Origin of the sequence: Mucilaginibacter polytrichastri (genome assembly GCF_001911425.1) — a bacterium.
Lineage (GTDB): Bacteria > Bacteroidota > Bacteroidia > Sphingobacteriales > Sphingobacteriaceae > Mucilaginibacter > Mucilaginibacter polytrichastri.
Genome location: NZ_MPPL01000001.1, coordinates 5060347 through 5084998 on the forward strand (window position 1 = coordinate 5060347; position 24652 = coordinate 5084998).

A 24652-nucleotide genomic window follows, 5' to 3' on the forward strand; every position below is an offset into this window, starting at 1 on the left:
GCTCATATCTTACAATGCCTACTCCCAGCACGAATCCAAATTTGTATACTGTTGAGTTGAAATTTATAATATTAAAAAGAGAAAGTAATAATTCTAATAATACAAACGGGTAAGTCCTTTTATACAGTATGAAAAATAAAGATACTACCCAACAAAAAATTGCCAGATAGTTATTTATAGAAAAAAATATATTGGAACTAAAGTGATAGTAAAAAGAAAACATAATAAACACTCCCAGTATAGTGTGTGTAGTTATATCTATAATTTTATTTGATTTCATCTATTTAAAATACAGTATCCTCCAAAACATCAGCATGCTGCGGATAATCAGTCGTAAAATGTAGTCCCCTACTCTCTTTACGGCTCGAAGCCGATTTTACCACCAGGTAAGATACCTGGATCAAATTCCGCAGCTCACAGAGCTTTACTGAGAGTTTGGTCTGTTTATAAAACGACTCTGTTTCTTTATACAATAAATGTAGCCGCCGCATAGCACGCTCTAACCTAAAATCAGACCGGACGATACCTACATAGTCATTCATTAACTTCTGCATTTCGCGCAGGTTGTGCGTAACCAGGATATCTTCGTTAGAGAGCTGAACACCATTCTCGTTCCAGTCAGGTATACCTTCGGGCATATCATATTTTTCAAACTGGATCATCGCGTCTTCATAAATACGGTGTGCAAATACCAATGCCTCTAATAGTGAATTTGAAGCCAGACGGTTAGCACCATGTAAACCGGTTGATGAACATTCGCCGCACGCATACAACCTGCTGATGGATGAGCGGCCCCAATGATCTACCATTACACCGCCACACATATAATGGCATGCCGGCGAAACCGGGATCATATCCTTAGTCATATCAATACCAATGTCCAGGCACTTGGCATATATATTAGGGAAGTGCGCCAATATATCTGCCTTATTACGGTGCCTTATATCAAGATATACAAAATCTTCTCCCGATTTTTTGATCTCCGCATCTATGGCCCTGGCCACAATATCACGCGGAGCTAATGATTTACGCGGATCATACTCCTGCATAAACTCGCTGCCATCTAAACGCTTTAATATGCCACCAAAGCCACGTACGGCTTCTGAAATTAAAAATGAAGGATAGTCACCGGGATTATATAAAGCCGTAGGATGAAACTGAATAAACTCCATATTACGCACCTTACCCTTAGCCCTATATACCATGGCCACACCATCGCCGGTAGCAATGGTTGGGTTAGTGGTTATCGCATAAATATGGCCAGCCCCACCGGAAGCCATTACCGTAACTTTAGATAAAATCTTATCCACATTACCCGTCAGCGTATTTAAAGCGTAAATACCGAAGCACTTAATATCTATACTTGCCTTACCTACCAATTCGCCCAGGTGATGCTGGGTGATCAGGTCAACTGCAAAATAATGTGTAATGATCTCAATATTAGGGTTTTTATGAATTTCCTCTAAAAGTGATCGCTCAATTTCAAAACCGGTAATGTCTTTATAATGCAGTACTCTAAATTCGGAGTGCCCACCCTCTTTAGCCAGGTCGTAATACCCTTCATTAGTTTTGTCGAAATTAGTCCCATATTCAATAATTTCCCGAATGCGCGCAGGCCCTTCGGTAACTACTGCTTCCACAGCAATAGGGTCACACAGGCCATCGCCTGCAATTAATGTGTCTTCAATATGTTTTTCAAAAGAATCATCTTTTTTATCCACAACCACCGCAACCCCCCCCTGGGCGTACTTAGTGTTAGATTCATCTTCATTTGCCTTGGTAACTATCAGTACTTTACCGTGTTTTGCAGCCTTTAGTGCAAAACTCAATCCGGCTATACCCGATCCTATTACCAGGAAATCCACAGTTTTTGTCATAATTCATCTAATAGATGTGTAAAAGTAATACTTGTGTTAACAACCCTATTAAAAGATGTTAATTTTGCGGTGATAAATAATTATAAAAATATAAAAGTGTGGATAACCCTGTGAAGAACCTATTTTCGAAACTACTTATCACAAACTTTTACTACGTTTCTGACGTTTCGTTAACATTTATCCACCAACTAAACAATTAACATTAAAATTGGTAAAGTAAAATGCTCGATTATAAAAGCATTTTAGAATGAGTACTTTAAGTAAATAATTAATTAACATAAATGTGGATAACGTGGTGATAAATCATTTTTCAAAATCATTTTCAGTTCATCATTCCACATTACTAACACTATAACAAACAATAAGATTTATATTAATAAGAATTATTGTTTTTATTGATCTGTGCAAAAATGGATACTTTCGAAGAAATAAATATCAGGGGTTTTGTAGACGAATACATCGATCCAACGCTCGACCTTTTTGATGAAATTGAAAAATTAAAAAAGCAGAAGAATGCAGTTATACTTGCACACTATTACCAGGATGGAGATATACAGGATATAGCCGATTATATTGGCGACAGCCTTGGCCTATCGCAGGAAGCAGCTAAAACAGATGCGGATATTATTGTTTTTGCAGGGGTGCATTTTATGGCCGAAACTGCTAAAATATTATCGCCAAGTAAAAAAGTTTTATTGCCGGATATTAAAGCAGGATGCTCATTAGCAGATAGTTGCCCGCCACATTTGTTTAAAAAGTTTAAAGAGAACTACCCGGATCACCTGGTAATTACCTATGTAAATTGTACGGCAGAATTAAAGGCATTAAGTGATATTGTTTGTACCTCGAGTAATGCGGTACAAATTGTAGAGAGCTTACCAAAAGATCAGAAAATTATCTTCGGCCCGGATAGGAACTTAGGTAGATATGTGGCTGAAAAAACAGGCCGCGACCTGGTTTTATGGAACGGCGCCTGTATGGTGCATGAGATATTTTCGAGAGAAAAGATAACGAAGTTAAAAGAGCGTTACCCGAATGCCAAACTGCTGGCACACCCGGAGTGTGAGGAACCTATACTGGAAATAGCCGATTATATTGGTTCAACAACTGGTATATTAAAATACGCTACCAACCATGATGATAAAGAATTTATTGTGGCCACAGAAGCAGGCATATTACACCAGATGCAAAAGGATAACCCGGATAAGGTTTTTATCCCAGCTCCGCCAAATAATACCTGTGCCTGCAACGATTGCCCACACATGAAGAGAAATACGCTGGAGAAGCTTTATTTATGCCTTAAAAACGAATCGCCGGAGATCACTGTGCCTGCAGATATTATTGCAAGAGCAGTAAAACCGATTGAAAGGATGTTGGAAATTTCGGCACAGCTGGGGCTATAATTTAAAAAAGGGTATTACTTCCCGGTAAAAAAACATAATATAAAAAAGGCGATGAAAATCAAGTTTCATCGCCTTTTTTATTAGTAATTATTAAATGCGTAAATGATGGAGCTTATATGGCTTTTTGATATTTTAAAAACTATCCAGGTATAAGGATGTATTTCTCCGGATTTTGATTTGATGTAAACCATTGCTTGATCTGGATGTTTTTTATCAAATGAACCCTTGAAATAAGAATACAGATCATTGTTAGTAGAATTGAAGCTGAAAGATTTTTCGGGTTTATTTTCTGTTTTTAATATTAAAGCCCAACCTGTGCCTTTTATCTCTATACTGTTTAAGCTTCCATTTTCATCAAAATCAATTTCTCCGTTAGGATAACTGTAAACGCTTAGTAAGCCGTCAGTTTCGCTCATCTCTTTCTTAATTTTTTGAGGTTTTCCTAAAAGTGAAACGATAGATTTTCTTTTGATATCATCGATATTAACCTTCCTATTTGGGGTCAGAATAAATATATGCTCCGACAATGCAAAGTCTTGTTGTTGTGCTAATGAAAAATTACTGACCGCAATTATTGCAATGAAAAAGATTAAAAATTTGTTTTTCATAAGGCTTGATATTACTTAAAGATAAAAAAACACCGTTTGAATTTTAGCTCAAACGGTGTTTTATTGTTAAATTGATTATCCTAAAAATTATATTCCAGAATCTGTTTTAACTTCTATAGCATCCTGTACAGATTGCGGAAGGTTAGAAAGTAAATTGTATCCTGTGGCTTTTTCAATATCACGTACGGTAACAATATATTTAAGCCAGTCCTTGTCTTGATTAAGTGTATTTACGTTAGGTGTATTAACAGCAATTACCCTTGTTGTGCTGCTTACTCTAAGTAAATCGCCGTTGCCTTTTGGTATAATCAAAGCAACTTTCCAAACATTACTAGGTACTGTTATATGGCCATTATTTATAGTAGTAGTTGTACCACCGCTACTACCGCTACCGCCTGTACCATAACTACCCATAATAATGTAAACTTCGTTACCTTCAGTTACCTGTTCGCGCAAATAATTTTCAAGGTCGGCCCAGGGATGTTGATTGTTTTGAGGCGCCTGTGGAATCATATTGGTCATTAAAAAAGTAGCCGAGTTAGCATCAGAAGAACTTGTTCTATCTGCAGACGGGCAGTTGTGCCCCCTATCAAATCCTGATCCGGAATAATTGGTATTTTGTACTGCATAAAATCCGGGAGGAAGGCCGGAAAATGCCGCAAAATTATTTAAACGAGCTGATACGTTGGTGGTATTCGTATTATCTAAATGCCAGCTCACCCAGTTAGGTGTTGCCCGGCTACTGTTGTATGATTCTGTATAATAACCCTGGTCTATCAGGTAATTATCTCCGCTTACGCTCGAAGCAAGTGCATTTGATGGGTTACCAAATAAAAGATCGCTGTTATCTCCGCTTGGAGGTGGGGCATCTGTACCAACAATTACTCCCCTCGCTGCCGAAGGAGCAGATGTACCGGCAGTATCAACTGGATTGGTATCTGGTATGCCCAAAGTGATGCCGGGATCACCTATACCTTTAAAAGTAATATCATCGATATTGATGCGTGGTGTAGTGCTGGTAGTTATATCTTTAATTTGGATACGTATTTTTCCTGTAGATGCTACCTGGAATGAATCTGTTACCAAAGTGGTATTAGTTTCAGTTATATCCGTTCCTATCTGCGTATAAGTAGTACCCCCATCTGTCGATTTAAATAATTGCCAGGTAGATGTAGCATCACTGCCATATTTACCATGTTTAATATACAGTGTTTGTAAACCGTTTATATCAAAATTCATAGTTATACCACCTGTTTTCATCCTTACAGATTGTGCGCCATTTTTAAGATCAGCAGCTAAATTTCCTATTAATGTATTGTCAAAATTCCATGAACCTGTACTTAATGTAACATCGGCTTTAGCGTAAGAACCTTTGCTGCCACTGTCAAAATTTTCGGTAATGGCATAATGAACTACCGGTTTAACCGGATCGATTATTGGATCATTTTTATCGTCTTTTTTACAGCTTACAATAGAGAACGCAAGCACTCCCAAAACAAGTAAATTTTTTATTTTCATAAACACGGTTTATATATATTTACGAAAGTGCTATGTTAAATGTTAACTTAATATTAATTATTTTTATCCTAGTGAAATTATGACGAACAAGTAAGCTTTTAGTTAATTTTTAAATAAGCCTGTTTGACTAATAGCTTTTGTATTTTTGCAGCATGGATCTGTTTGAAAATACGGAAAGGACTAACCTTCATGAATTAGGCGAGTTTGGGTTGATTGATCACCTTACTAAAAATTTTGTTATAAGTAAATCAACAACCTTTAAGGGTATTGGTGATGATGCCGCTGTGCTTGATGCAAAAAATAAAAAAGTGCTGGTATCAACAGATATGTTGTTAGAAGGGATACACTTCGATTTGGCTTATACCCCATTAAAGCATTTGGGTTATAAATCTGTACAGGTAAACCTGAGTGATATTTATGCCATGAATGGCATCCCGGAGCAAATCACTGTATCAATAGGCATGTCGAGCAAGTTCCCGTTAGAAGCCGTTGAAGAACTTTACGAAGGTATTTACCTGGCTTGCGACAAATATAATGTTGATTTAATTGGTGGCGATACCTCGGCATCAAAACAAGGGTTGGTTATTAGCGTAACTGTTTTGGGTTATGCTGATGAAAAAGATATTACTTACCGTAGCACAGCCGAAGAAGGCGACCTGATTTGTGTAAGTGGTGATTTAGGCGGTGCTTATGTTGGCTTGCAATTGTTGGAACGCGAAAAATTGGTTTACCTCGAGAACCCACAAATTCAACCCGATCTGGAAGGTAAGGACTATATAGTCGAGCGCCAGTTAAAACCAGAGGCACGTCGTGATGTGGTAGATCTGCTAAAATCGAGAGGCATAAAACCAACCTCGATGATAGACGTTTCAGATGGTTTAGCTTCTGAGTTATTGCACATTTGTAAGCAAAGCAATAAAGGGTGTAATTTATATGAAGAAAAGATTCCCATCGACCCGATGACCTTTGAAACAGCCCGCGAATTTGGCTTAGACCCTACCGTTTGTGCATTAAGCGGCGGCGAAGATTACGAACTACTCTTCACCATTAAGCAAGCCGATTACGATAAAATTAAGAATGATGTTGATGTAAGTATTATCGGCTACATTACAGAGCCTAATGCAGGTAAAAACCTGATTTCGAAAAGTGGCCAGGTGCATGCGTTGACAGCGCAGGGTTGGAATGCTTTTAAAGGATAATCTAAACATTAACAAGTTATATAAAACGAAAAGGGTCGCTATAAAATAGCGACCCTTTTCGTTTTAAGTTAATATATATTTAGTTGTAATATTCTATTTTGCGTTCAACCAAAGTTTCAGGTTTACTGTTATAATAGTTAACTAATTTTAGCCAATTATCTTTTTCGAAAAGAGAAAACTTTAGTAAGTAATTGGCGGTGTAAGTACCAGATTTATATTTATAACCTGTAAGCATATCCTTTGCGTCATAATTATACCAGGTTACTGATTCAACTTTGTTATCAACTGTAATTTTATCTTGCTCTTTAATTTGTTTACTATCAGTATATTTATTAATAACACGACCGTTTAAGCTACCTGTGCTTGCATACTCATCTGCTTCTGCAATTAGGCCATCATCGTTATATTTAAATTTGGTCTTAATTGATAAACTTCCATTATCGTTGTAAGTATTTGTTTCAATAAGTTTATCATTATCGTAGTTATATCTTATGCCTACTTTATGGCTTTTACCATTTATTGAAGAAATTCTGTTACCATCTTTATATTGATAGGTTTCAAAGTTATCCTCTTTACCGCTTATACTATCCGGCATAGATATTCTTCTGTATTCAGTTACGTTTCCGTCGTCGTTATATTTTATTACGTTAGTGGTCTTGAGTTTTCCTTTTTGTAAGTCCCCAAACTTTTCACTTACCTCATAAACATTCTCGGTTATTTGGCTAACATTCCCTTTAATGTTATTCGTAATTAAGTCATTGTGTTTTTTACCGCAAGACACAAGCGCAATTGAAATAAGAATTAGTAAGGTTGGTTTCATTATAAGTAATGGTTTTATTTTGATTTTGAAAATATGAAAATAACTATTCTTCGCTCAAATATTTAGCTTCAATCTGCTTATTAGCTTTGGCGCCCAATCTTTTTATCTTATCGGCAGTAACCGTTAAATTTCCACGGCCATCAACCAGTTTATTAAAAGCTTTGTCGTAATTATCCTGGGTGGCTTTGATGTTTTTACCGATGCTTTCAAGGTCGTTTACAAAGCCAACAAACTTATCGTACATCTCGCCGCTTAGGCGGGCAATTTCCATTACGTTGCGGTTCTGGTTTTCCTGTTTCCACATGCTGGCAATGGTGCGCAGGGTTGCCAATAAAGTTGATGGGCTTACTATAACCACCCTTCTGTCCCAGGCATCACTAAAAAGATCTGCATCTATTTGCACTGCGAAGCTAAAAGATGATTCTATCGGCACAAAAAGCATCACAAAATCTGGCGAGTTCAGCTTATTTAAGTCGTGATAATTTTTGGCTGATAAACCCTGTACATGGTTTCTTAACGATTCTACATGGGCCCGTGCGTATAGCTTCCGTTCTTCCTCTGTTTCAGCGTTCACCAAGCGCTCGTAAGCAATAAGTGATACCTTGGCATCAATAATTAAATGCTTATCGTCTGGGAGGTCTATAATGGCATCTGGCTGGTAACGGTTACCATCGGCAGATTGATGGCTGGCCTGTAAACGATATTCGCGATCTTTTGTAAGGCCAGAGCGTTCTAAAACTTTTTCGAGTATGAACTCACCCCAGTTACCCTGCTTTTTATTATCGCCTTTAAGTGCTTTGGTTAAATTTTGGGCTTCACTGCTAATCTGTTTATTCAATTCCATCAACTGAGTAATCACACCTTTTAAAATGTTCCGTTCCGCAGCTTCTGTGTGGTAAACCTTGTCTACCTTTTCCTCAAAAGCTTTAATATTTTCTTTCAACGGATTAAGCAGCACATCCAGATTATGGCGGTTTACATCTGTAAATTCTTTTGATTTTTCTTTCAGCAGTTTCTCGGCAATATTTTCAAACTCCCGCTGAAAATGGGTACGGGTTTGCTCCAGCTCGGCCTTTTGTTCCAATAGTTTTTCTTGCTGCGATTGATGGAAAGCTTCGGCACGCTGAATGTTTTGCAGTGCCTGCGCCAGTTTATTACGTTCTTGTAGGAGATCGTGCGTTAGCCTGGCCTGCTCATCTTTATAAATAGCAGTAATGTTTTCTTTTTCAGAAGTTATCCACAATGATTTCTCTTCGGCCCGGGCCAGGCTAATGTTAAGGGTATTATTCTCTGCTTGTAAACGGGTTATTTCATCAACCGAAATACCTTTACCTGCTTGCTGCGATTTAATAAATAATACTGCGGCTATTATTAGCAATATAGCAGATATAACTAAAGCAATTATATTCATTTGATAAAAATATTAGCAAACGAATGTAAGTAAAATTTAGCTTTTAGTAAAAATATTAGTGAAACGATTTGTCATTCTGAACGCTAGTGAAGAATCTTCTTCAACTGAAAAGTATCGCGTAGAAGATTCTTTGTTACACTCAGAATGACAAAGTATATTATAAATGGATCCGTACTTACTGAACCTTTTCCACCCTTAACCCCACATCGCTCACCTCATGCAATGGGTTATCGCGCATGTTTTGTTCAATCTCGAAATGGTAAATACCCTTCTCGGGAAACTTATATTGTGGCTTGAAGAGTGTTTGATAGCTATATATATTACCGGTACCCTGGCCCAGCCATTCACCATCGGGGTTGGCCAGTTTTAATTCGTAACGTACTACAGCAGGTTTTGGGTGTTTGGCATCTTTCTGATTGATGAGCACAAATAAGTTGGCATATTTATAATCGCCGGTTACACGCAAGTTCATGTACAGGTTATACAAAACAGACGGATCATCTATTTTAACATCATACTTTACCTTATTTACGTACGACCAGTTTCTGTTACTGATCTCTGTGTTTTCATCAAAAACAGATTTAGGATCGGTACAGCTGCTTAAGGCAGTTAACACAATTACAAGGGCTAATAAAAACCGGGGATAAGCGGCCATTTTCATTGCTAAAATCTGCTGATTATTGTTGTGGTTTAGGCTGATTTCCGGTTCCGCTACCTTCGCCTCCACCACGGTTTGGCCTGTGCCGACGGTTATTTCTGCGGTTATTATTCCTTTGTCCTTCGGCTGGTTTGGCGCCATCTGCACCAGCTTCTGCCTGGGGCGCAGCAGGGGCATTACGTACCACAGGGGGTTGTTGCTGCCTTTGTGGATTTGGACTCCGTTGTTGCTGCTGTTGTTGGTTTCCGCCAGACTGATTAGGCTTTTTGTTCCTGTTGTTGCGGCTATTATTGTTGTTGTTATTTCTGTTGCGGCTCCGGTCGTCAAGTCGGGTTAAGCTATCCTGTCCTACTACGTTTTCGTAATCCAGTACTTTAGCTGCTTTTTCTTCCAGCTCAACAATTTCGCCCAGGTCTTCTGGTTTAATACCTTCTTTGTTTAATTGCTGTATTTCTTTAACACGGCTAATGTGCAACGGAATCCAGTTTTCTTCGCCCGGATAGCTAAACCACATTAGCTTTTTAAAGATGTCTGTTTTTTGCAAACGGGCATCGCCTTTTTCGGTTTTCAAATAATTTACATTATCTGGGATGTGTTTTAAGGCATCCATGTAAGTATCCAGCTCGTAGTTTAAACAGCATTTTAACTTACCGCATTGGCCGGCCAGTTTCAGGGTGTTTAATGATAAATTTTGGTAACGGGCTGCTGAGGTTGATACCGTTTTAAAATCGGTTAACCAGGTAGAACAGCACAATTCGCGACCGCAAGAACCAATACCACCTAAGCGGCTGGCTTCCTGGCGCATCCCGATCTGGCGCATCTCGATACGGATACGGAACGATTCGGCCATACGTTTAATCAGCTCGCGAAAATCTACGCGGCCTTCGGCCGTATAATAGAACGTGGCTTTGCTTTTATCACCCTGGTAATCTACGTCGCTAATTTTCATTTGCAGGCCAAGTTCTAAAGCCAGCGTACGGGCCTTATGCATGGTTTCCCACTCCATATCTTTAGCGGCTTTCCATTTATCTACATCGGCTGATGTAGCCTTGCGGAATATCTTTTTGGTAACGTCGGCTTCGTTTACACGTCGCTTAGTCATCTGCATCCTAACCAGTTCGCCGGTTACAGATACGTGGCCTATATCAAAGCCGCCGGTAGCAGTTTCGGTAACTACCAATTCGCCGGCTTCTAAGTAAATATTGTCGTTATTGAGGTAAAAGTCCTTGCGCGACCCTTTAAATTTGATCTCAACTATCGGAAAAACGCGGTAGTTGGTTGGCATATCCATGTGTGCCAGCCAATCGTAAACATCGAGTTTGCTGCAGCCATTGGTTAGGCATGAGCCATTACTTTTGCAGCCCGAAGGAGCGCATCCGCCTCCTGTAGAGCAACTTCCACATCCCATATTAGTTGTTTATATATTGAGTCCCCTTGGGGAGCGTTTTAAAAAAAAGAATTTTAATAATTTGCAAAGATACATCTAAAAACAAAATTTTAGGGTTCGCATTGCGTTCTATATGATAGTGCGCCTTTTCTAATTCGGCGGTTATTGCTTCGGCGGCATTTACGGGTATAGCAGTAGCCATTTTTTGAGCAGTTTCCAGCTCATCGGCAGGCAGGTGTACCAGGTTGGGCACGCCGGCTTGTAGCAAACAGCACTCGCGTAAAAAGCTTATTCCGTAACGTAAAAAGTTTTTCTGGTTTTCGCGGCCAAGTTTGGCCAATACATCCACCATTTTCATAGCTTCCAAACCTTTGTTTCCAAAACAGATGCGGAGCCACTGTACAAACTGCGCATGGTAGTTATCGGTATCCTGCTGCAGGATTTGCAAGGCTTCGGTAAGGTTGCCATTGCTTAGGTAGGCAGCCTGTTCGGCCAATGCTTTGGGCTGGCCATTTTCAATCAGGTAATGCTTAACATCATCATAAGTTAAGCACGGCACCTTTATTAATTGGGTACGCGACAAAATGGTATTAAGGATCTGGTCTTGGTTTTGAGCTACCAACAAAAACAGTGTATTTGGTTGCGGCTCTTCGATTATCTTCAACAAAGCGTTGCCTGCTTTGTCCAGGTATTCGGGCAACCAGAGAATCAGGATCTTATATTCAGACTCGAACGGTTTGAAGCTGAGTTTTTTAATGATTTGATGGCATTCGGCAATGTTGATGTTGGCCTGTTTGTTTTCGGCATCCAGATAACCGCGCCAAACGTCGAGATTTAAATACGAGTTTGCCAAAAATGCATCGCGCCACTGCTCAATAAAAGTAAGTGCGTTATCATCTTTGTGTTTGGCGAAGAAAGGGTACGAAAAATGCAGATCGGGGTGCATCAGTTTCTGATACTTGCGGCATGACGAACATATCCCGCATGAATCGTCGGCTTGTTTGTCTTCGCAGGACACATATTGGGCATAAGCAACCGCCAAAGGCAGCGCGCCAGACCCTTCGGGCCCTAAAAATAGTTGCGCATGGCTAACCCGGTTCTCCTTTACCGAGTTAATCAACCGTTGTTTAACGCTTGCCTGTCCAACTATTTCTTTAAACTGCATTGGTGCAAGGTAATAAATTTTTGGTTGTCAGTTATTGGATAATTCGGTTGTCGGTTGTCAGTTATCAGTTGTCGGATAAAAAGTAACTTTGTTCTTTGTAGTATCAAGAACTCGTAACTAAATGGCAATTAGAAAAGAAGGAGCTTTTTTTGAGATAAAACTTCCTAATGGAAAATATTCATACGGTCGAATACTTCCAAAAGCAAATTTTTCATTTTATAATATTTATTCTGAAAAACCGATAATTGACATTAATGAAATTCAGAAACAAAGCGTTTTGTTCATCAATGCTGTTTACAAAGCGGCAATAACAAAAGATAGATGGACGAAAATAGGTGTTGCCGAATTAGAACTCTCACTACAAACAATGCCCTTAAAATTCATAGAAGATCAATTGGCACCAGGAAATTATTCGTTATATAATCCTAACACGGGAGTAATAACAGAAGTGACAAAGGACAAGTGTGTTGGCCTTGAAAGATCAGCTGTTTGGGAACCAGAGCACATAGAGGAAAGAATAATTGATCATTTTGAAGGAAGACCCAATAAATGGGTTGAACAGCTAAAAATAAAATAACCGACAACAGAACATGAGAGTAATGGCTTTTGATTATGGTACCAAGCGTATCGGTATTGCAGTAACAGATCCCTTGCAAATGATTGCCAATAGTTTGGATACCATCCATCCCCTCGAAATTATTGATTACCTGAAAAAATATTTACTCACCGAGCAGGTAGAACGTTTTGTGGTAGGCGAACCCAAGCAAATGGATAACACCCCCTCGCAATCGGCACCGCACGTAAAAGGTTTTGTGAACTTGTTGAAAAAAACCTTCCCCGAAATACCCATTGATATGATGGACGAGCGCTTTACCTCGAAAATGGCTTCGGCTGTGATATTGCAAAGCGGCATCAACAAAAAGGCAAGGCAAAATAAGGGTTTGGTTGATAATATTTCGGCCACGATTTTGCTGCAATCGTGGATGGAACGGAAGGCGTATTTGTAAATAGCCCGTTCATATTGAAAAACACACCCCAATTAACGCAACTACAAATTGGAATGTCTGTGCGTCCCCTCTCGAGAGGGGAATTGTAGGGACAGTGAAAATCGCAACAACTTTAATAAGGGGTGTGTTCTCAGCAATTACAAACTCGCCACAAATGGCGCTTCCCTCAAATATGTTCTATCCTCAATTTGCCCAGTCATAAAATCAGCCAGATCAGTAGTGCTTATTTTTTCGCCTGGGCAATCTTGCAGGTCAATTGTTACCCCCCTCCTTTCATCGGTCTGCTCAATCCAGGGTAAGCGAATCATCGTCCAGTTCACATCGCTTTTAACCAAAATATCATAAGCCTTTTGGCGATCAGCCACAGCATCGGGAAAGTTCTGGCGCATCCAGTCGGATTTGGCTTTGTTGGCCTCGCTTTTGTTATCGGCCGGTATGTCGAGGTTTAATCCTGCTAAGGAGATGTAGCGTTTAATTCCGAACTCTCCCATTGCTTTCAGGATATTGACTGTAGATAAACTTGATATCAAAGGCTCATCTTTTCGTGGACCGATGGCCGCTATTACCGCCTCGCAACCTTTGATAAGTTGGCGTGCAGTTTCCGGCTCTTTAATATCTCCGGGTACAATTTTTAGTAAGGGATGGCTGACGGTGTATTCGTTTGGTTTGCGGATGAGTGCTTTTACAGCATAGCCATTATTCAATAATGCTTGGAGGATATATGTTCCGGCTTTACCGGTTGCGCCTAATAAGGCAACAGTATGTTTTTGATCCATGAGGATTGTCTTTATAAAATTTGGAAAAAGTAGTGAAATGGGCATTGAATGAAAATCAATGCAGTGGCAAGGCGATCTGGTAATTGCCGCCTGGGTAGAATGATATTTTATAAAGACAGTAGAATGGTATGAAGGTAATCATTATTTTTTGTCATTCTGAACGCAGCGAAGAATCTTCTTCGATATGCACGGCCTTAATACAGAGCGAAGAAGATATTTCGCTGTCGCTCAATATGACAAAACGGGGGGAGCATAATATAATTTGTCATTCTGAATGTAATGAAGAATCTTCTTCGATACGCGTGGCGGCATTACAGGGCGAAGAAGATATTTCGCTAGCGCTCAATATGACAAAGTGGAGAAATAAAGATTTGTCATTCAGTCCCGATAGCTATCGGGAGCAGTGAAGAATCTTCTTCGATACGGGTAGCGGCATTACAGGGCGAAGAAGATATTTCGCTGTCGCTCAATACGACAAGGCGGGTAAAATAGCGACTGGTGCAGCTCGTCTTGATTCCTGATTCTCGATTCTTGACTCTCTTCCTTACTTTTGCTTCATGGAAATTTTAGATCCAAGCTTGCAAGCCTACCTTGATGCGCATTGCGAACCGGAGCCGGAAGCGCTAAAAAAGATCAACCGTGAAACTTATTTAAAGGTTTTAAAGCCTAATATGTTATCGGGCCATTACCAGGGCCGGGTGCTGAGTATGCTGAGCAAAATGATTAGCCCGGAGCGTATTTTGGAGATAGGTGCCTTCACCGGATATTCGGCCATTTGCCTGGCTGAGGGGCTTATTGAGGGCGGAATGCTGGACACGCTGGAGGTGAACGCCGAGATGGAAGAGCTACTGTTAAATAACTTTAAATCAGCAGGTATGGACGAAAAAATAAGGCTGCATATTGGTGATGCGCTGCCAAAAATTTTGGAGTTTCAAAATAATTTATTTAATCTTGTATTTATCGACGCTGATAAAAAGAGCAATTTAGCATACTTTGAAAGCGTAATTGATAAAGTAAAACCGGCAGGTTTAATTATAATTGATAATGTATTGTGGAAAGGAAAGGTGTATGGCGACGCAAAAGATGCCGATACACAAATGTTTCGCAAACTAAATGATCAGATAGCTGTTGACAACCGGGTAGAAAAGTTAATTCTACCGGTCAGAGATGGGATCCTGATCATCAGAAAAAAATAAATTATGAAGAAAATCCTACTGATTGTATCATTAGTTATTTCCGCATCAGCTGTTTCAGCACAAAGCACCTCATCAACTTATATTGACAAGTTCAAAGATAATGCCATTCGCATTATGCACGAAAGCGGTGTGCCAGCAAGTATCGTTTTGGCCATCGCCATGCACGAATCTGGCAGCGGAACCAGCAAATTAGCCCGTACACAAAACAATCACTTTGGAGTAAAAGGCAGAAGCCCTGTATCTTATACTGGTCGTAAGCCTACACACTCATCCTACAAACAATACGATTCGGCAATGGATTCTTTCCAGGATTTTGCCCGCATCATGACAGAGCGCAAGCAGTTTAGCCATTTAGCCGGCAACTTAAATCATTATGATTATTTGGGTTGGGTAAAAGGCATACAGCGCAGCGGATATGCCAGCAGCAAAAAATGGGGCGCGCAGGTATTGGGTCTGATAAAAAAATATCAGCTTAATACTTATGACGAAAAACCAGAAGAGCAACCACAGCCGGCTAAAAATGTGGAATAGCCCGGAGATAAATGTTAAGTTTGGACTTGTTTTTAGGAGCCAACCCTAATATTTAGCTTGATGCGTAAAACAGCACTTTTTTTAATTATTGCTATTGCTGCCAGTGCTTGCTCGGCGCACAGAAAGATAGTCCATAAAAACCGGCCAAACTATCCGGCCCCCGTTCCAACGGTATCCAACAAACAGGCCGAGCAAAATAACGAGCGCGTTAAAGAACAAGTTGTACAGCCAACCGGCGGTTACACCACCTATACTACCGCCCAATACATCGACCGCTTTAAAGCCATTGCTATACAGGAAATGAACTTGTACGGTATCCCGGCGAGTATTACCCTGGCGCAGGGTTTATTTGAATCGGGCACCGGCAACAGCGAATTGGCCCGTTATGCCAACAACCACTTCGGTATTAAGTGCAATAGCGAATGGAAAGGCAGGAGCTATTTTAAAGACGATGACCAGGTGAACGATTGTTTCCGTGTTTATGCCAATCCCGAAGAATCTTTCCGCGACCATTCTGAATTTTTAAAGCGAAAACGTTATGCCCATTTATTCGAGCTTGATAAGAACGATTACCAGGGATGGGCGCAGGGTTTAAAAGATGCCGGTTATGCTACCAACCCAAAATATCCGCAGCTATTAACCAACCTGATCCAGAAATATGGATTGGATGCTTTTGACCGGCCAGAGAATGAGGTGCAGAAGGTAAAACGGGAAGATAGGGTACTTTCAGAAATTAATAACAACATTGGCCAGGCCACAAAAGATTCGATAATAACCGCTACGCCCGTTAATAAAACGTACATCGTTATTACCGGCGACACACTATATAACATTTCCCGGCGTTTTGGACTTACCGTGGATGAACTGAAAGCGTTGAATAATATGGCTGATAATAATATTAAAATTGGGCAAACACTTGTGGTTGCCCGGTAGTTAGCCTTGTTAATTTGTGTTAAAATTATGATTTCCACGGCTTGTAAGTTTAGTTTTGGTGCTGTGAGTAAGAGCTGGTTTATTTATTTTTTTTTATTTGGCGTTGTATTAAATGCCTCCGCACAGCAAAAGCCGGTGGATGGTGTTGTGTTTGATAAGGATAGTAAAGAGCGGATAGCCCGGGTAAATATTATAAATACCAGAACGAAAGAATCGCTTTATAACAACCTGCAGGCCGAATTTCATTTGAATGTTAAAACAGGCGACCGGTTAATTTTTAGTAAGGTTAACTACGCTAATGATACTGTAACGGTTAAAACGCTGGGCTCTATACTGGTTTACTTAAAAGCAACCAGTATTATGCTTAACCAGGTTGATATACACGACACGCTAAAAACACCGCAGGAAAGATTGGCAGCAACTAAAAGGGATTATACCAAAATTTACGGATCAATAGGCGACCGGGATATTTTGAGCTTTTCGCCGGGTGGTGGCGCAGGTATTAGTATTGATGCCTTGTGGAATATATTTAGCCGCAGCGGCCGTAATGCTGAGCATCTTAAAACTGTTATTGAGCGAGATTATCACGAAAATGTGATAGACTATCGCTTTAACAAAACATTAGTTGCCAATGTTACAGGTTTAAAAGAACCAAAGTTGGCTGAGTTTATGCAGCGGTACAGGCCAGGTTATTACATGGTAGTTACCGCAAGTGATTATGATTTTATTGCGAGCATAAAAGCAAACTACCACAGGTATATGCGCAACCCTACGAGGAGGTATACCTTGCCGCCTTTGCCACACATAGCAGCAGATAGTGCAAAGTAAATACCCGGTTGTTGTTGTACCTTTTTTAAAGGTGGCCGGTATGGCCTTGTATCCGTTTATATTGGTTAGTGATAAAAGGTTTTTAGATGATGACGTGCTGATAAGGCATGAAACCATCCATTTAAAGCAGGAAGCCGAACTATTGGTGATACCGTTTTATATAATTTATGCCCTAAACTATTTAATAAATTATGTTATTTACAAAAATCATGACAAGGCATATCGGGCAATATGTTTTGAGCGTGAGGCCTATGCAAACGAGCAGCATGCCAATTATTTGGTAAAAAGAAAGCTTTGGGCATGGCGTTTTTATTTAATAACAAAGGGATTACATTTATAATTATACTTTTACTTTTAATAAAAAAGCTTTTTTGCTTTTATTTGCGACTGAATGTTTAAAAGCGTCTTTACCCCTCTTTTATTATTATTAATGCTTACTGCAGCACTGCAGTCTAAAGCGCAGGTTACCGATAGCCTTCTGCATCATACCGATAGCTTACGGCGGTTGGATAGTTTGCGGCGAATAGATAGCCTGGTAAGAATAGATACCGTTAAGATAGACTCTAACCGGCTTAACAAGTACAGGATAGACCAGCGCCGGTTTCAATTACCCATCATTGTAAAACCATTTGTTATAGAAACCAACCTGATCCCGGTAGGCATGCTTGATTATAAAGTATCGTACTGGCGCAAGTGGATTACCTTTGGTGTTAATGTAAACCAGGCCGCTTTTAGTAATAGCTGGAAAGGGGGTGGAGTTAATTCACTTGCCCTGGGTGGTAACTTTGATTTTAAAACAGAATATAATAAGTCGCCATTTGATTATACAAGCGAACTGATTTTGCTCTATGGTAAGTCAAAAAATAAGGGACAAACAGCCCGAAAAACAAACGACAGAATCTTTTTTGATAACAAAATAGCTACGCAATTATCAAAAAAATGGTACTTCTTCGGCTCGTTAGATTTTGAGTCGCAATTTGACCGGGGCTTTCAATATGATGATGTTAACAATACCGCGCCGCTACTCATCTCTAATTTTATGTCGCCCGGTTATGTTACCGAATCAATGGGTTTTGAGTATAAGCCAAATAAGGTATGGGATATTCGTTTGGGTACAGGTACTGCGCGGCAAACTTTTGTATTAGATAAAACCATTGCCCTACACGTGCCAACAAATTATGGGGTTCCAATAGGCCAGACGTTTTTTAACGAATTGGCATTTCAGGGTGTTGTTGCGTATGATAAGGATATCATGACCAATATGCACTTAAATGCACGTTATGCGCTATTTATCCCATATGGCCGTTCGTTACAAAACATTGATCATCGTTTAGATATGACACTTACGGCCAAAGTAAATAAGTTAATTGCTGTTACCATCAATGCAACCGCGTTGTACGATAAGGATACATCTGACCAAATCCAAGCTACCGAAGGCCTGGCTTTAGGGGTGTTGTATAAGTTCCCATAAATTAAGCGTGTAGTTTCTTTTTGCGCAGGCTTTGATAGTCTATGTAATAAAGCACTTTTACCGAAAAGTTATTGTTTTGCGGCTGTACAAAGGTATCGTGCAGGTTGTAGTAATACCCATTTTTAGCCAGGTCGTTGTCTGTTTGTGATGAAGCCTTCCAGGCTATACTCAGTTCGCTGCCCGGCGAAAATACCCACACATAAATCATGTCCAGGTTCCAGGTGTTAAAATTCTGATCGTTATCGTGGTTATAGTGCGATGATGTTAATGGATCCAAAGCGCCATTTTGCCCCAGGTCATAATATTGATGATTATTTAACTTACTCCAATAATGGCGCGCCCGCAAGGTTAAACCCATGGTATTGTTAAAGGTATACTTGAGGTTAAATATATTCTCAATAGTTTGCACGGTGCGTAAAGCAAATACAGGATTGCCGCTCACACTATCTGTTGTGGAATACCCCGTATAATTTACCCGTGGGCTATAAGTAACATTTTGCCCAAACGAAAACTTATTACTGATGCGGTAAGTGTAAAAAGCGTTGGCATCATAACCATACCCGTTAAGGCGGTTTATTTTACGGTAAAAGTAAAATACGCCGCCATAAAATCTTTTAGATGTATTGCTGTTTATACCTGCACCCATACCACTACTGGCTGGCGTTTGGTAAACACGGCCGGCTACCCTGGGTTCATAAAAATCGTTTCCGGCAGCGCGGTGGTTTAAGTCAATGTAGGCCTTCCATAAGCTTTTAAGCGTAAAATAATATTCGCTGTTAAAGTTGAGGGCCTGGTATGCTGCCGGTTTATACCTGCGCGAATAATAGACACCGCCGTAAATACCCCACGATGTAAAATAACGTTTGGGCTTATAGCTATTATAGTTAAGGTTTATATTATGGTCGAAGTAGTTATTATTAAACAATATACCCAAATCGTTCGAGCTGTATTTGCTGTCAACCAGATCTTCAACAATATTCCAGGTAAAATTACCGAGGGTTTTGCCCCCGTTTAATTCGTAGCTGTAACCTGTTGTTGTTTTGCGGTCGGTATAAAAGAGGTTGCTCATCATGGTGTAACCACTTAAATTATAAGAGTTCTTTTTATTATTGAGGCTGAACACAAAGCCGGCAACATTTGCATTATAGTCTTTACCAAAACGATTTACATTGGTATTGATAAATGTTACTGCCGAATTATTCTTCAGGTTCTGATCCAGCACAATGATATTGTAATTGGTAACCGGGCTGGTTTCTACTTTGCGCTGCTTATTGGTAACAGTATCCTGAATTAGGGCATACGCAGGCGCGCTTACCGCATTAAAAACGCCAATACCCAGCCCGCTACTGGTACGCCCCGAAAACTTCGTGGCGTTATATAATTTTGTTTCGGTTGGGTTTTTTACAACTGCCTCGTTGGTCTGGAGATTAGCCGAAGCGTTATCATAATCAATGGGCTGCCCACCCACCCTTCTGGAATAAAACAGGTTGCCCTTGTTAAACAACTCCGTTCCTTCGGTAAAAAATGGCCGGTTCTCGGTATACTTTACCTCAAACGGGGTAAGGTTTAGGATCCGGTTGTCTGACTGTACCTGCCCAAAATCGGGAATAAGCGTCATATCCAGCGTAAAGCTGGCATTAATGCCGTATTTAACGTCCATCCCTCCGTTAAAAGAATTGGTTGTGTTTTTCACACCGGTGGTATTGTATGGGTAATGGTTTACATAGGTTGATGCATACGGATAAAAAGCCAGCCTTACCGGCGGGGTAATTTTTGCTAAGCCGGTTAACTCCCCTTCCTGGTTAATAAAGCCGTTTTTCTTAGGGTCAATTTCGTTCCAAAATAGTTGCTTGAGATCACGTTGCCTTTTCCGCACAAAATTCAATCCCCAGGTTTGTACATCCTTATTGGCAAAACGCAGTGCAGAGTAAGGGATCTTAAACTCAGCCGTCCAGCCCTGGTTATCAACCTTTACTGCGCTTAGCCATACTGCATTCCAGGTGGCATCTTCGTTTCCCTGGTTGGCGTATTTGGCATCAAACTGCACACCGGCTGCGGTTACATAAAATCCGCTGGCATTAATGCGGTCCAGGTAGGTATCCAGTACTATGCCTATCAAATCATCATTTGCAATATTGTCGCGGGTGGTTAACTCCCGGGCTACTTTATCGGCCGATGTTTCATACATCCTAGCGCCAACATAAATAGCATCGTTGTCGTAAATTATTTTTATTTCGGTGCGTTCTTCCGGTATTTCGTGCCGGCCTGCAGTTGGGTTAAGCTCTACAAAATCTGTTGCTGTGGGTACATTTTTCCAAACCTCATCATCCAAAACACCATCAATTTTTGGCGCAGAGGATGTTTTTACAGCATTCAGCTTTTTTACAACAGGTTGTGCAAAGGCAGAAAAACCGATGAATAATACAAAAGAAAGGGTGTAAAACCGGGACATCATAATTGGTCAGCAACAGGATATAAGATGCTCTTTTATAACAAAATGTTACACTTCGATAATTAAAATTCTCATAGCGTAAATTGATAGAGCGGAATAAATTCAAAATCATAACTTTGTATCCTCAAAAAACTGAGATAAAAGAGGTTGACCAGATATGTTTGAAAATCTTTCGGATAAGCTCGACAGGGCATTTAAGGTTCTAAAAGGACAAGGAAGCATTAGTGAGATAAACGTGGCCGAAACCATGAAGGAAATTAGAAAAGCCTTACTGGATGCCGACGTTAACTATAAAACTGCAAAAGCATTTACAGATGATGTAAAGCAAAAGGCATTGGGTGAAAACGTATTAACTACTATTTCGCCGGGGCAGTTGCTTACCAAGATCATGAATGATGAGCTTACCCAGTTAATGGGTGGCAGCACAGCCGAGCTGGACTTATCTGCTCCGCTGACCATCATTTTAATTGCGGGCTTAAACGGTGCGGGTAAAACCACCTTTACAGGTAAGCTGGCCAACTATCTTAAAACACAATTAAAAAAGAAACCCCTACTGGTTGCTGATGATATTTACCGCCCTGCGGCTATTGACCAGCTGGAAGTTTTGGGTGGGCAGATAGGCGTACCGGTATACGCTAACCGCGAATCGAAAGACCCGGTGGCTATTGCCTTAGAAGGTATTGCACAGGCTAAGGCCAACGGCAACAATGTGGTAATTATTGATACCGCCGGTCGATTGGCTATTGATGAAGCCATGATGCAGGAGATTGAGCGCGTTAAGGCAGCTACCAAACCACACGAAATTTTGTTTGTGGTGGATGCCATGACCGGCCAGGATGCGGTGAACACAGCTAAGGTATTTAATGATCGTTTAGATTTTACCGGTGCAGTTTTAACAAAACTGGATGGTGATACCCGTGGTGGTGCTGCCCTATCAATCAAATCTGTTGTAGAAAAGCCGATAAAATTCATCGGTACCGGCGAGAAGATGGAAGCGTTGGACGTTTTCCACCCGGATCGGATGGCTTCCCGTATTTTGGGAATGGGCGACGTTGTATCTTTGGTAGAACGTGCACAACAGCAGTTTGACGAAAAGCAGGCTGCCGAACTGCAAAAGAAGATCCGCAAGAATAAATTCGACTTCAACGATTTTTACAGCCAGATACAGCAGATCAAGAAAATGGGTAACATGAAAGATCTGATGGGCATGATACCGGGCGTTGGCAAAATGATGAAAGACGTAGAGGTGGATGACAATGCGTTTAAAGCCATTGAAGCCATTATACAATCAATGACCCCGTTTGAGAAAGAAAACCCCGACAGCATTAACCAAAGCCGCCGTGCAAGGATCTCTAAAGGATCGGGCACGGACATTAACGAAGTTAACCGGCTGATTAAGCAGTTTGAAGACATGCGTAAGGTGATGAAACAAATGAGCAACCCTGCCGCCATGGCCAATATGATGCGCAGAATGCCTAAGATGTAATTTTCAAATTGAAGCAGTGAGGCAGCTTAAGAATTCGCCTCACTGCTTCAATTTAGTTGATTGTTAAATTTCAAAAGTTTAGCCAATTGAAAATTTTCAATAACCTCTATTGAAAATTCATATTTGTCTTGAGCCCTTTTGATCTCATTCATAAGATTTTGTGAACAACTTTTTGCGGTTATAAAAACTACAGCACAATTATCAAAGTGAAAAAAAGGGCGAAGAATTTGATAAAATACATCTATAGAAACAGAATTAGCGTTAACTTCTTTTCCAGTTTTGAAAGGCATACATAAATAAGATCTCTTCCCGTTTATATTGACTTTTAATTCCATATCTGAAATCTCGGAGACTCCATGGGGTTTTCTCATCTCTCGATCAATTTCATTGATAGGAACATTTATGATGCATGCGGCAACTTTTTCGCGCAATTGAGAGTCATTATAGGAATACAAAAGATTTTTTTCGTTTTCTGTAAGTGTAATCTTTGCTATTTGGTCTATTCCATTAAAAATGTTTTTTAATTCAGTACCGATATCAAGCCCCGGGTTTTTTAAAGGAACTTTTACGTCTAACAACTCTACCGATGTTTTCTTTAAATAAAAAGAAATAACACGAATTCCCAACGCGGAATCGGCAATACTCAAATTTTGAGAGTATTGAATCTCAGTTAGAACAGAATGAACGTTTTTAAAAAAGAAGGTATGGTCTAAGATACTCCAGCTAGTTAAAGCCCTTAATTTTTGCGATATGGTAAAGTGATCAAAGTCCTGATTAAATTTATTTTTTAAAGAATAATCAATACCGGATAAGGAATCTTTAAAAAATAAATATTGGTCATAGAAGAGGGAGATAGAAATGTTTTTACTTATAATATTTATGATTTCCTGTCTTGTTGCCAATTTATCTATTAAAACAATAACTTTTTTTTGAAGCTCGTTTATCGCAGAACGAAAGGTCGGATGCTCTGATTCAATGTATTTTATAAGTGTGTTGTGGAGGTTTAGAAGATTATAAAAAGCCGGCAAATAAACTTCGGATATATTTTTATTTATAATAAAGGAAATTCCATCAAGCAACTTGGGCATCCTTTCAATAAAATAGTCATCAGTTGAACCGCCAATACCCTCTATGTGAAGTTGATAAGCGCGAATACGCGCTAACATAGAGGCTGTCTCTACATTTGTTCTTCTTAAAGATTCTTCCTTTTCAAATAATTCAGAATGTATTAATTTTTGTTTAGAGTAATAATAATTTCCAAAATGTAATAATTTTTCATGTATAACATGTTCTCCCGATTTGAAAATCATTTTTAAGGCTACGTTATCTTCCGGATTAATTATATCAAGGGATAGTAGCTGGTAAAATGCCTCTAATGTTTCGTTGACATCTCTTCTGTTATTATATGATAATGGTTTATACCCGCTATTATTTTCTACAATTTCACCGATAAAATCGACAGCTGTGTTAATAAATTTTTGAAGTATATCTTCAACACTATTTTTCATAAATCAAAAGAGATTTTTTAAGGGCTATTGTTATAAATAAGCTTTTTTGCTGAAGTAGCCTTGTAAATTCATTTGATGTAATGCAAACGGGATCTACTTTTTCATCTGAAAAGTTTAACAAGACTTTTTCCATTCTCTTCATTCTTGAAACTCCATCAAAATCATCGCAAATTATCAGCAGATCTATATCGTTTTTAGAAGACGCATTGTAATTTCCAAATAAATAAACTTTTAAAACATCCAAATTAGGCAAAGGGAATTTGTTCTCAAGGATCATATTCTAATATAAAAATTTATTAAGACTAACGAAAGCCCAAGGCAATTATCGTTTAATAAACAATACCGGCTGCGATTATATCGCAGCCGGTATTGTTTAAAGAAATATGAAATCAAACTCCTGCTCCCCCTTTAGGGGGCT

24 protein-coding genes are annotated in these 24652 nt (G+C 39.6%); 12 read left to right on the forward strand and 12 right to left on the reverse strand.

The window, feature by feature from the left end:
* Positions 1-284: 284 nt before the first annotated feature.
* Positions 285-1877, reverse strand: a complete 1593-nt coding sequence (gene nadB, locus RG47T_RS21800) for an L-aspartate oxidase (RefSeq protein ID WP_074491721.1) — start codon at positions 1875-1877, stop codon at positions 285-287.
* Between the two features lie 410 nt (positions 1878-2287).
* Here nadB and nadA point away from each other — a divergent pair, with 410 nt between their 5' ends.
* Positions 2288-3280, forward strand: a complete 993-nt coding sequence (nadA, locus tag RG47T_RS21805; protein ID WP_074491723.1) for a quinolinate synthase NadA — start codon at positions 2288-2290, stop codon at positions 3278-3280.
* An 80-nt stretch (positions 3281-3360) separates the two neighbouring features.
* Here nadA and RG47T_RS21810 read toward each other — a convergent pair whose 3' ends face one another.
* Both RG47T_RS21810 and RG47T_RS21815 read right to left on the reverse strand, forming a co-directional pair.
* On the reverse strand, positions 3361-3888 hold the full coding sequence (locus RG47T_RS21810) for a hypothetical protein (protein ID WP_074491725.1): 528 nt from the start codon (positions 3886-3888) through the stop codon (positions 3361-3363).
* 87 nt (positions 3889-3975) lie between these two features.
* A complete protein-coding gene (locus RG47T_RS21815; RefSeq protein ID WP_074491727.1) occupies positions 3976-5406 on the reverse strand; it encodes a DNA/RNA non-specific endonuclease in 1431 nt (476 codons plus the stop codon).
* A 158-nt stretch (positions 5407-5564) separates the two neighbouring features.
* Here RG47T_RS21815 and thiL point away from each other — a divergent pair, with 158 nt between their 5' ends.
* Complete coding sequence (gene thiL / locus RG47T_RS21820) at positions 5565-6605, forward strand: thiamine-phosphate kinase (RefSeq protein ID WP_074493654.1); 1041 nt, start codon at positions 5565-5567, stop codon at positions 6603-6605.
* A gap of 79 nt (positions 6606-6684) precedes the next feature.
* Here the strand turns inward: thiL and RG47T_RS21825 are convergent, their stop codons facing one another.
* From RG47T_RS21825 to RG47T_RS21845, 5 genes are all read right to left on the reverse strand, one after another.
* Complete coding sequence (locus RG47T_RS21825; protein WP_074491729.1) at positions 6685-7425, reverse strand: hypothetical protein; 741 nt, start codon at positions 7423-7425, stop codon at positions 6685-6687.
* A gap of 43 nt (positions 7426-7468) precedes the next feature.
* A complete protein-coding gene (locus RG47T_RS21830) occupies positions 7469-8836 on the reverse strand; it encodes a DNA recombination protein RmuC (RefSeq protein WP_074491731.1) in 1368 nt (455 codons plus the stop codon).
* Between the two features lie 175 nt (positions 8837-9011).
* Positions 9012-9497 (reverse strand): gliding motility lipoprotein GldH, encoded by a 486-nt coding sequence (locus RG47T_RS21835; RefSeq protein ID WP_074491733.1) that lies wholly within the window; start codon positions 9495-9497, stop codon positions 9012-9014.
* Between the two features lie 16 nt (positions 9498-9513).
* Positions 9514-10902 (reverse strand): PSP1 domain-containing protein, encoded by a 1389-nt coding sequence (locus tag RG47T_RS21840; protein ID WP_083627491.1) that lies wholly within the window; start codon positions 10900-10902, stop codon positions 9514-9516.
* A gap of 1 nt (position 10903) precedes the next feature.
* A complete protein-coding gene (locus RG47T_RS21845) occupies positions 10904-12046 on the reverse strand; it encodes a DNA polymerase III subunit (RefSeq protein WP_074491737.1) in 1143 nt (380 codons plus the stop codon).
* 121 nt (positions 12047-12167) lie between these two features.
* On the opposite strand from RG47T_RS21845, the gene RG47T_RS21850 reads away from it, so the two are divergent.
* Positions 12168-12623: an immunity 26/phosphotriesterase HocA family protein gene (locus RG47T_RS21850; RefSeq protein ID WP_074491739.1), complete on the forward strand. Its 456-nt coding sequence runs from the start codon at positions 12168-12170 to the stop codon at positions 12621-12623.
* A 13-nt stretch (positions 12624-12636) separates the two neighbouring features.
* Positions 12637-13053, forward strand: coding sequence for a Holliday junction resolvase RuvX (gene ruvX, locus RG47T_RS21855; protein WP_074491741.1), 417 nt, complete (start codon positions 12637-12639; stop codon positions 13051-13053).
* A gap of 137 nt (positions 13054-13190) precedes the next feature.
* Here the strand turns inward: ruvX and RG47T_RS21860 are convergent, their stop codons facing one another.
* Positions 13191-13829 (reverse strand): NAD(P)-dependent oxidoreductase, encoded by a 639-nt coding sequence (locus tag RG47T_RS21860; protein ID WP_074491744.1) that lies wholly within the window; start codon positions 13827-13829, stop codon positions 13191-13193.
* 128 nt (positions 13830-13957) lie between these two features.
* On the opposite strand from RG47T_RS21860, the gene RG47T_RS25830 reads away from it, so the two are divergent.
* The 7 genes from RG47T_RS25830 (at position 13958) to RG47T_RS21890 (ending at position 18788) form a co-directional block, all read left to right on the forward strand.
* The gene (locus RG47T_RS25830; protein WP_091690932.1) at positions 13958-14236 is read left to right on the forward strand and encodes a hypothetical protein; all 279 of its coding nucleotides are present in this window, start codon (positions 13958-13960) and stop codon (positions 14234-14236) included.
* A 150-nt stretch (positions 14237-14386) separates the two neighbouring features.
* Complete coding sequence (locus RG47T_RS21865; RefSeq protein WP_074491746.1) at positions 14387-15025, forward strand: O-methyltransferase; 639 nt, start codon at positions 14387-14389, stop codon at positions 15023-15025.
* A gap of 3 nt (positions 15026-15028) precedes the next feature.
* Positions 15029-15556, forward strand: coding sequence for a glucosaminidase domain-containing protein (locus RG47T_RS21870; protein ID WP_074491748.1), 528 nt, complete (start codon positions 15029-15031; stop codon positions 15554-15556).
* A 60-nt stretch (positions 15557-15616) separates the two neighbouring features.
* Positions 15617-16489, forward strand: a complete 873-nt coding sequence (locus RG47T_RS21875; protein WP_074491750.1) for a glucosaminidase domain-containing protein — start codon at positions 15617-15619, stop codon at positions 16487-16489.
* Positions 16490-16516: 27 nt separating this feature from the next.
* Complete coding sequence (locus tag RG47T_RS21880; RefSeq protein WP_074491752.1) at positions 16517-17317, forward strand: peptidase associated/transthyretin-like domain-containing protein; 801 nt, start codon at positions 16517-16519, stop codon at positions 17315-17317.
* Positions 17307-17657: a hypothetical protein gene (locus tag RG47T_RS21885; protein ID WP_245770825.1), complete on the forward strand. Its 351-nt coding sequence runs from the start codon at positions 17307-17309 to the stop codon at positions 17655-17657. The genes RG47T_RS21880 and RG47T_RS21885 overlap by 11 nt, the downstream gene beginning before the upstream one ends.
* Positions 17658-17747: 90 nt before the next feature.
* Entirely contained in the window at positions 17748-18788 is a 1041-nt protein-coding gene (locus RG47T_RS21890; protein WP_245770826.1) for a DUF3078 domain-containing protein, read from the forward strand.
* A 1-nt stretch (position 18789) separates the two neighbouring features.
* Here RG47T_RS21890 and RG47T_RS21895 read toward each other — a convergent pair whose 3' ends face one another.
* A complete protein-coding gene (locus RG47T_RS21895; protein WP_074491754.1) occupies positions 18790-21243 on the reverse strand; it encodes a DUF5916 domain-containing protein in 2454 nt (817 codons plus the stop codon).
* Positions 21244-21397: 154 nt separating this feature from the next.
* Between RG47T_RS21895 and ffh the strand changes: the two genes are divergently transcribed.
* Entirely contained in the window at positions 21398-22726 is a 1329-nt protein-coding gene (ffh, locus tag RG47T_RS21900) for a signal recognition particle protein (RefSeq protein WP_074491757.1), read from the forward strand.
* A 47-nt stretch (positions 22727-22773) separates the two neighbouring features.
* Here ffh and RG47T_RS21905 read toward each other — a convergent pair whose 3' ends face one another.
* Both RG47T_RS21905 and RG47T_RS21910 read right to left on the reverse strand, forming a co-directional pair.
* Complete coding sequence (locus RG47T_RS21905; RefSeq protein WP_074491759.1) at positions 22774-24234, reverse strand: hypothetical protein; 1461 nt, start codon at positions 24232-24234, stop codon at positions 22774-22776.
* Complete coding sequence (locus tag RG47T_RS21910) at positions 24224-24511, reverse strand: nucleotidyltransferase domain-containing protein (RefSeq protein ID WP_074491761.1); 288 nt, start codon at positions 24509-24511, stop codon at positions 24224-24226. The genes RG47T_RS21905 and RG47T_RS21910 overlap by 11 nt, the downstream gene beginning before the upstream one ends.
* Between the last annotated feature and the right edge of the window lie 141 nt (positions 24512-24652).

What these genes read in the sequence shown, in the direction of transcription:
- nadB (WP_074491721.1), bottom strand. Translation starts at nt 1,877, where the DNA reads ATGACAAAAACTGTGGATTTCCTGGTAATAGGATCGGGTATAGCCGGA.
- nadA (WP_074491723.1), top strand. Translation starts at nt 2,288, where the DNA reads ATGGATACTTTCGAAGAAATAAATATCAGGGGTTTTGTAGACGAATAC.
- RG47T_RS21810 (WP_074491725.1), bottom strand. Translation starts at nt 3,888, where the DNA reads ATGAAAAACAAATTTTTAATCTTTTTCATTGCAATAATTGCGGTCAGT.
- RG47T_RS21815 (WP_074491727.1), bottom strand. Translation starts at nt 5,406, where the DNA reads ATGAAAATAAAAAATTTACTTGTTTTGGGAGTGCTTGCGTTCTCTATT.
- RG47T_RS21825 (WP_074491729.1), bottom strand. Translation starts at nt 7,425, where the DNA reads ATGAAACCAACCTTACTAATTCTTATTTCAATTGCGCTTGTGTCTTGC.
- RG47T_RS21830 (WP_074491731.1), bottom strand. Translation starts at nt 8,836, where the DNA reads ATGAATATAATTGCTTTAGTTATATCTGCTATATTGCTAATAATAGCC.
- RG47T_RS21835 (WP_074491733.1), bottom strand. Translation starts at nt 9,497, where the DNA reads ATGAAAATGGCCGCTTATCCCCGGTTTTTATTAGCCCTTGTAATTGTG.
- RG47T_RS21840 (WP_083627491.1), bottom strand. Translation starts at nt 10,902, where the DNA reads ATGGGATGTGGAAGTTGCTCTACAGGAGGCGGATGCGCTCCTTCGGGC.
- RG47T_RS21845 (WP_074491737.1), bottom strand. Translation starts at nt 12,046, where the DNA reads ATGCAGTTTAAAGAAATAGTTGGACAGGCAAGCGTTAAACAACGGTTG.
- RG47T_RS21850 (WP_074491739.1), top strand. Translation starts at nt 12,168, where the DNA reads ATGGCAATTAGAAAAGAAGGAGCTTTTTTTGAGATAAAACTTCCTAAT.
- ruvX (WP_074491741.1), top strand. Translation starts at nt 12,637, where the DNA reads ATGAGAGTAATGGCTTTTGATTATGGTACCAAGCGTATCGGTATTGCA.
- RG47T_RS21860 (WP_074491744.1), bottom strand. Translation starts at nt 13,829, where the DNA reads ATGGATCAAAAACATACTGTTGCCTTATTAGGCGCAACCGGTAAAGCC.
- RG47T_RS25830 (WP_091690932.1), top strand. Translation starts at nt 13,958, where the DNA reads ATGAAGGTAATCATTATTTTTTGTCATTCTGAACGCAGCGAAGAATCT.
- RG47T_RS21865 (WP_074491746.1), top strand. Translation starts at nt 14,387, where the DNA reads ATGGAAATTTTAGATCCAAGCTTGCAAGCCTACCTTGATGCGCATTGC.
- RG47T_RS21870 (WP_074491748.1), top strand. Translation starts at nt 15,029, where the DNA reads ATGAAGAAAATCCTACTGATTGTATCATTAGTTATTTCCGCATCAGCT.
- RG47T_RS21875 (WP_074491750.1), top strand. Translation starts at nt 15,617, where the DNA reads ATGCGTAAAACAGCACTTTTTTTAATTATTGCTATTGCTGCCAGTGCT.
- RG47T_RS21880 (WP_074491752.1), top strand. Translation starts at nt 16,517, where the DNA reads ATGATTTCCACGGCTTGTAAGTTTAGTTTTGGTGCTGTGAGTAAGAGC.
- RG47T_RS21890 (WP_245770826.1), top strand. Translation starts at nt 17,748, where the DNA reads ATGCTTACTGCAGCACTGCAGTCTAAAGCGCAGGTTACCGATAGCCTT.
- RG47T_RS21895 (WP_074491754.1), bottom strand. Translation starts at nt 21,243, where the DNA reads ATGATGTCCCGGTTTTACACCCTTTCTTTTGTATTATTCATCGGTTTT.
- ffh (WP_074491757.1), top strand. Translation starts at nt 21,398, where the DNA reads ATGTTTGAAAATCTTTCGGATAAGCTCGACAGGGCATTTAAGGTTCTA.
- RG47T_RS21905 (WP_074491759.1), bottom strand. Translation starts at nt 24,234, where the DNA reads ATGAAAAATAGTGTTGAAGATATACTTCAAAAATTTATTAACACAGCT.
- RG47T_RS21910 (WP_074491761.1), bottom strand. Translation starts at nt 24,511, where the DNA reads ATGATCCTTGAGAACAAATTCCCTTTGCCTAATTTGGATGTTTTAAAA.